The sequence below is a fragment of the Streptomyces sp. NPDC028419 genome (assembly GCF_055565515.1).
The window spans coordinates 179,589-185,710 of record NZ_JBVHUE010000018.1; the positions used below are offsets into that span (position 1 = coordinate 179,589).

The 6,122-nt window shown below is 69.6% G+C and carries 5 protein-coding genes and 2 pseudogenes; 2 read left to right on the forward strand and 5 right to left on the reverse strand.

Going from position 1 to position 6,122, the window contains the following annotated elements:
* Positions 1-4: 4 nt before the first annotated feature.
* Together ACZ4UB_RS22150 and ACZ4UB_RS22155 are read right to left on the reverse strand one after the other, a co-directional pair.
* Positions 5-1,036 (reverse strand): sulfotransferase family protein, encoded by a 1,032-nt coding sequence (locus ACZ4UB_RS22150; RefSeq protein WP_468072441.1) that lies wholly within the window; start codon positions 1,034-1,036, stop codon positions 5-7.
* 51 nt (positions 1,037-1,087) lie between these two features.
* Entirely contained in the window at positions 1,088-1,510 is a 423-nt protein-coding gene (locus ACZ4UB_RS22155) for a MarR family winged helix-turn-helix transcriptional regulator (RefSeq protein ID WP_468072443.1), read from the reverse strand.
* Positions 1,511-1,685: 175 nt separating this feature from the next.
* On the opposite strand from ACZ4UB_RS22155, the gene eno reads away from it, so the two are divergent.
* Positions 1,686-3,005 (forward strand): phosphopyruvate hydratase, encoded by a 1,320-nt coding sequence (gene eno, locus ACZ4UB_RS22160; RefSeq protein WP_468072445.1) that lies wholly within the window; start codon positions 1,686-1,688, stop codon positions 3,003-3,005.
* A gap of 141 nt (positions 3,006-3,146) precedes the next feature.
* Here the strand turns inward: eno and ACZ4UB_RS22165 are convergent, their stop codons facing one another.
* On the reverse strand, positions 3,147-4,352 hold the full coding sequence (locus ACZ4UB_RS22165) for a hypothetical protein (RefSeq protein WP_468072447.1): 1,206 nt from the start codon (positions 4,350-4,352) through the stop codon (positions 3,147-3,149).
* A 90-nt stretch (positions 4,353-4,442) separates the two neighbouring features.
* Here ACZ4UB_RS22165 and ACZ4UB_RS22170 point away from each other — a divergent pair.
* Positions 4,443-4,607 (forward strand): annotated as a pseudogene (locus ACZ4UB_RS22170) (IS5/IS1182 family transposase); the annotation flags it as partial.
* A gap of 55 nt (positions 4,608-4,662) precedes the next feature.
* On the opposite strand, the pseudogene ACZ4UB_RS22175 reads toward ACZ4UB_RS22170, so the two are convergent.
* Both ACZ4UB_RS22175 and ACZ4UB_RS22180 read right to left on the reverse strand, forming a co-directional pair.
* Positions 4,663-5,511 (reverse strand): annotated as a pseudogene (locus ACZ4UB_RS22175) (IS5 family transposase).
* Positions 5,512-5,625: 114 nt separating this feature from the next.
* A complete protein-coding gene (locus ACZ4UB_RS22180) occupies positions 5,626-5,958 on the reverse strand; it encodes a DUF4288 domain-containing protein (RefSeq protein WP_406083476.1) in 333 nt (110 codons plus the stop codon).
* Between the last annotated feature and the right edge of the window lie 164 nt (positions 5,959-6,122).

Here is a 6,122-nt window from a genome sequence, read left to right on the forward strand (position 1 = left end):
TCGCTCAGCCCCTACCGCTGGCCAGGGCGCGCGTACCAGGAGCGCAGTGCTCCCGCAGCGCGGCGAGTTCGGCCTCCGGCAGCCGCAGGGAGGCGCCCCGGCGGCTGCCGTCGAGCTGAGCGCTGCCGGCGTCGAGCCATCGCGGGAGCGGCTCGACGCCGATGAAGCGGGCCAGCCGCGTCAACTCTTCGCGGGGCGCGTCGAGCAGGTCCTCGTAGGCGAGCGTGGTCCGTACGGACGCGGGCACGGCGTCCAGATGCCGCACGCCCCGCTCGACGAGCTCGGACCACAGCGCGCCGAACCGGGCCAATCGCAGATCGCTGTCCAGTACCAGCGATGGGTCGAACCGGTCGGCCAGCAGCGCCGACAGCTCGGGCGGCAACGATCGGATCTGGTCCGGGGTGAGGTCACCGGGCCGTTCGGCACCGGTGCGCGCGAGGATCTCCCGTACGAGGAGGATCAGCCGGTAGCCGGTGTGCCTGCTCATCGACAGGGCGCAGTCGGGCCCGTCCCTGAACAGGTGGACGAAACGGGCCTGGGGGAAGACCCTGCGCAGGAGCGGTACCCGGTCCGACGAATAGCCGGACCGCTCGACGACCGCGGTGCTCCCGAACCGCGCGCACAGCAGGTCGAAGAGGGCCTCGTAGTGCCCCGCCGCCGTGCGGTCCGGCCAGCGGCGCACCTGCTCCCCGAGCTCGTCGAACAGCCCGTCGGGGTCGTCGGTGAGGTGGGGGAGCACCATCAGCGAGAGGGCGGGGATGCCGGTGGTCCCTGTCGCGAACCGACCCGGGCGGCGGGTGTAGACGAATTCCGGCATGGGAACGCCGCTGCGGATCATGGACTCGAAGGTGGCGTTGGGTTCGGCGAGCAGGCGCCAGAACTCGCCGCCACCGAGAAGTCCCTCGGGGAAGCCGCGGCTCTGCACCGACGACAGCAGCTCATTGAGGCTGAGCACGTCCGGATGCGCGTTGACGATGTGGGACAACGCGGTCGACCCGCTGCGGCCCGTGCCGACGATGAACGTCAGGGTGCGCATGCGGCCACTCTCCTTCGATCCGACACGTGGTCCTCGCGAACGGGTACAGCATTAGCGGCTCGCGATGCGCTCCAGCAAGGTGGCGCTCCGCGCCAACAGCAGCCGCTCCTCGGCCGTGAGTTCGGCCTCGATGGCCTGCGCGAGCCAACCGGCCCTGCGGCCACGCTCCGCTTCGAGCGCGGCCCGGCCCGCGTCGGACAGTTCGACGAGTGATTTGCGGCCGTCCGTGGGGTGGGCCCGCCGTGTGATCAGGTCCTGCTCCATGAGCAGCCCCACCGCGCGGGCCATCGACTGCGGGCGCACCCGCTGATCGGCGGCGAGGTCGCTGGTGGTCATGGCGCCGTTGCGGTCGAGAGCGCCGAGCACCGCGGCCTGACCCAGCGGGATGTGGTCCTCGAGTTTGACGCGTCGGGTCAGCTTGCCCATCGCAGTGCGCAGTTCGGTGGCGATGGCGGCGGCGTCCGGGGTGGGCATGAGGCACCTTACCGCGCTGGTCAGCCCTGCCGCACACGCTATCTGTACAGCAATGCTGCACAGCATAACTGTGCAGCAAAACTAAACAGCATTGCTGTATTGTCCGTGCTGTCGGGCCCAGCGCCAGCGCTGTCGCAGCCGGGGCCCCGGCACATGACAACGGGGAGGAACCACCATGTCCGCGAAGGAAGTCGACGCCGCCATCGAGACCGTCACCGCCACCATCGAGACCGTCACCGCCCGCCGGATCATCGACAGTCGGGGCAACCCCACGGTCGAGGTCGACGTCGTCCTGACGGACGGCTCCCTGGGGCGCGCGGCCGTCCCCTCCGGTGCGTCCACCGGCGCCCGGGAGGCGGTGGAGCTGCGCGACGGGGACGCCGCGCGCTGGCACGGCAAGGGCGTCGACCGCGCGGTGGCCCACGTCAACGGGGAGATCGCGGCCTCCGTACGGGGGCGGGACGCGGCGGACCAGACGGGCCTCGACGCCGCACTGGTCGCCCTCGACGGCACCGCCACCAAGGCCCGGCTCGGCGCCAACGCGATCCTCGGCGTCTCCCTCGCCGCGGCCAAGGCCGCCGCGGCGGCCCACCGCCAGCCCCTGTACCGCTACCTCGGCGGCGCCGACGCCCACCTGCTGCCGCTGCCGATGATGAACATCGTCAACGGCGGTGCCCACGCCGACAATCCCCTGGACTTCCAGGAGTTCATGATCGCGCCCGTGGGCGCGGACACCTTCGCCGAAGCCGTCCGCATGGGCAGCGAGGTCTTCCACACCCTGCGCCGCGACCTGCTGGCCGCCGGGCACTCCACGGGCGTCGGCGACGAGGGCGGCTTCGCCCCCGCGCTGCGCACCGCCGAGGAAGCGCTCGACTTCGTGGTGGCCGCCATCGAGCGCACCGGCTACCGCCCGGGCACGGACATCGGTCTGATCATGGATCCGGCGTCCTCGGAGTTCTTCCGCGACGGCGCGTACGACTACGCCGGCGAGGGGGTGCGCCGCACCTCGTCCGAGAACGTCGACTACCTGGTGAAGCTCATCGATTCCTACCCGATCCTCTCCATCGAGGACCCGATGGCGGAGAACGACTGGGACGGCTGGCGCGAGCTGACGGCCCGTGTCGGCGACCGCTGCCAGCTCACCGGCGACGACCTGTTCTGCACCAACGAGACGCTGCTGCGCGAGGGCATCGACACCGGAGCCGGCAACTCGGTCCTGATCAAGGTCAATCAGATCGGCACCCTGACCGAGGCCCTGGCCACCGTGGCCACCGCCCACCGGGCGGGCTGGACGGCCGTGATGTCGCACCGCTCCGGCGAGACGGAGGACACCACCATCGCGGACCTCGCGGTGGCGACCGGCTGCGGCCAGATCAAGACCGGCTCGCTCTCCCGCTCCGACCGCACGGCGAAGTACAACCAGCTCATCCGCATCGAGGAGGAACTGGGCGCCTCGGCGCGCTACGCGGGCCGCTCCGCACTGCGCCGGGCGTGAACAGCGGGCGGAGATGACGACCGGGCGGAGAGAACGACCAGGCGGGCCCCCGATCTCGATCGGGTGCCCACCTGCGTATGGCGGAACACCCCAGTCGATGCCTCCCCAGGGCGCGCCGCGCACGCCCCGGACTGCCGTGTGTCAGCTCGTGCGCTCGTAGTTGGTCAGGACGCAGCCCTCGACCTGGGCCTTCTCCAGCCGGTAGCCGGACGGCGCGGTGAAGCCGGTCTCGCAGTTCAGGTACAGGAACTGGAGCTGGTACAGCCCGCGGCGGACGTTCGCGTTGTTGGTCTCCACGGCGATGTTCGTGCCGACCAGCAGCTTGCTCGCAGTGGCCTTGAGGCGCCCGTCGTCCTTCAGGTCGGCCCGTTGCGCCGCCTTGGCCTTGGTCTGGAGGGTCTTCATGTCGGAGACGGTGTCCAGCCAGTTCAGGTTGTGCGCGCGCAGCTCCCCGCCGAGCTGGCCGCAGACCGCTCGCTGCTTGACGCCCCAAGCGCTCGCCGGGCCGTCGACGACCGGCATGTAGTCGATCGACTGCACCTGCTCGTCGGTGACCTTCATGCTCGTGCAGTCGACCGTGTGCGGGCTGACGAGCTTCTTCAGTTCGGTGATGCTGCCGGCGCTCGGCAGGCCCAGGCTGCCGGTGGACGGCTGGCCCGCCTTCGCGGCTCCCTCGGTGGAGGGGTCGCGGACCGCCCCGCGGTGGGGGCTGCCCTGGCCGTCGGGGCTGTTGACGTAGTCGGTGAGGAAGCAGCCTTCGACCAGGGCCTTCTCCTTCTTGAACCCCTCCGGGACGAAGACGTCGGGGTTGCAGCTCAGGATGCGCAGGTCGGAGTTGGGCGGGTCGACCAGGGACACGGCGGTGGCGGTCTTGAGCGCGGTCAGGGCGAAGGTCTTGCCCACGACCGTGCGGCTGGCGAGGTCGGTGTCGTCCCGGCCCTCGGCGAGCAGCTTCGCGGCGTTGTCCTTGGCGGCCTGCTGGAAGGCCTTCATGTCGGGGGTCAGGAAGAGGACGATCTCGCCCCGCGCCTTCTTGTCCGTGCAGACGCCGCGCTCCGTGATGCCCCAGTCCCCGGCGCCGATGAACCCGCTCAGCGGTACCCGGCTGTCGTTCGGGTCGGTGCTGAGGTTCTCGCAGGACGTGTACCGCTGTACGTGGGCCTGCGCTCCGGCCAGCGTGGCAGGCGCGGCGCCGGCGCCGGCGGTCGCGGGGGAAGCGGCGCCCCGCGCGCTCGCGGAGGGGCTCGCGGCGGGCGGGCCCGACTTGGGGGAGTCCTCGCAGGCGGTGGCGAGGGTGGTGAGCGCGGCGAGGGCCGCGGTCGCGGCGGATATCCGCTGGAGGCGCATGGGTGTCTTCCGTTGACTGGGCACGGCACGGGGGGATGGCGTGCCCATGCTAAGGCCTGTGTCTGAAAATTGATCTTGTGGTAGGTCGAGCGGACCGTCTATGAGCGGTTTGCCCGCTGGGAGGCGGACGGCACGTGGGCAAGGCCGTTGGAGCATGTGCAGGTCCGCGACGACGCCGTGGGCCGGGTGGCGTGGACCGTCGCCGTCGACTCCACGATCAACCGTGCCCACCAGCACGCCGCCGGCGCACGCGAACCAGCCCGTGATCATGTGTCAGACACAGCGCTAGGGCCTGTTGTGAAAGTGCTGGTCAAAGCCACTCGTTGATGACTGCGACCAGCACTGTCGCTTCGTAGCGCACGGCCAGCTTGTCGTATCTCGTGGCCACTGCGCGGTGCCGTTTCAGCCGGTTGATCCCGCACTCCACCGCGTGCCGCCTCTTGTAGTCGTCTTTGTCGAACGTCGGCGGACGGCCACCACGGGGGCCGAGCTTCTTGCGGTTGCGGACCTGGTCGGCCTTCTCCGGGATGGTGCACGCGACCTTGCGTCGCCGCGGGTAGGAGCGGTTGGCGCGGGAGCCGTAGGCTTTGTCGGCGCGGACCCTGTCAGGTGTGGTTCGTGGTCGTCCCGGGCCGGCGCGGCGGACCCGGATGCGTTCGAGGACGGCTTGAAACTGAGGGCTGTCGTGCCGGTGACTTCTGTCCCTGCTCCGCCGCGAGGTGGATCTTCGTGGTCAGGCCGCCTCGCGAGCGTCCGAGCCCGTGGTCGCTGGGTTCGGTGTCCACGCCGCCAGGGCGCTCGCGTTGGAGATCCCTTTTTTACGTGCGCCAGCGGCGTGCTGGTGGGCGCGGCAGACGGTCGAGTCCACACTCACGTCCCAGCTGATCAGACCCTCCGCGTCGGCCTGGACCTGCAGTTCCTCCAGGATCCGCTTCCATGTGCCGTTGCGCTGCCACCTGCGGAACAGATCATAGATTCGGCCCCACGGGCCGTACCGCTCGGGGACATCCCTCCACGGCGTGCTGGCCCGGGTCCGCCACCGTCTCCTGTCGATCAGCTGCCGACGGGTCCACGTCCGCGGCCTCCCCGGCTTCTTCCCCACCGGCAGCAACGGCTCCAGCCGAGCCCACTGCCGATCCGTCATATCCCCTCGTGCCACGCCATGATCATCGCAAGTCGAGATCCACTTCCGCAGCGGACATGGCGGTGAAGGTGCGGATGGTCGAGCGCCGACGTCCACGCCCTGCTGTCGGACCGAACCTTGCGAACGACATCACTCACTGATCTGCGTGTGCGCCGGTCCTGAGTCGTAGCGGTCGAGAAACGCGTTCGCTGGGAGGTCGAGGGCATGCAGTTTGGAGAACACCTCCGTACCCGCGCCCATCTCCTCGTCGCCATCGGAGATCCGGTATGCCTGCACCATGTCGAGGACTTCGAGGTCGCCCTCCCTGGCGTACTCGGCCGACTCCCGCTCGGCCAGTTCGATGGCCTCGTCGAGGGACCGCGCTCGGAACAGCACGACACGTTCCTCGAAGGGACGGTTTTCCCAGGTCAGCCATCTATAGAAGGTTCTGGCGCTGTACCACGCCTTCGGCTCATGCCTCATTGCCGGTCCGCCATCCCCTCGCGCCAAACCGTGATCATCGCAAGGGAAGATCCACTTTCGCAACAGGCCCTAGGTGTATTGATCACGAGCGTTGTTGACACTCGGTAGGTCTTGAACATGACGAAGACCTCCGGTGTGGTGGGAGCTGTCTAGGAACCCATTGC

What these genes read in the sequence shown, in the direction of transcription:
- ACZ4UB_RS22150 (WP_468072441.1), bottom strand. Translation starts at nt 1,036, where the DNA reads ATGCGCACCCTGACGTTCATCGTCGGCACGGGCCGCAGCGGGTCGACC.
- ACZ4UB_RS22155 (WP_468072443.1), bottom strand. Translation starts at nt 1,510, where the DNA reads ATGCCCACCCCGGACGCCGCCGCCATCGCCACCGAACTGCGCACTGCG.
- eno (WP_468072445.1), top strand. Translation starts at nt 1,686, where the DNA reads ATGTCCGCGAAGGAAGTCGACGCCGCCATCGAGACCGTCACCGCCACC.
- ACZ4UB_RS22165 (WP_468072447.1), bottom strand. Translation starts at nt 4,352, where the DNA reads ATGCGCCTCCAGCGGATATCCGCCGCGACCGCGGCCCTCGCCGCGCTC.
- ACZ4UB_RS22180 (WP_406083476.1), bottom strand. Translation starts at nt 5,958, where the DNA reads ATGAGGCATGAGCCGAAGGCGTGGTACAGCGCCAGAACCTTCTATAGA.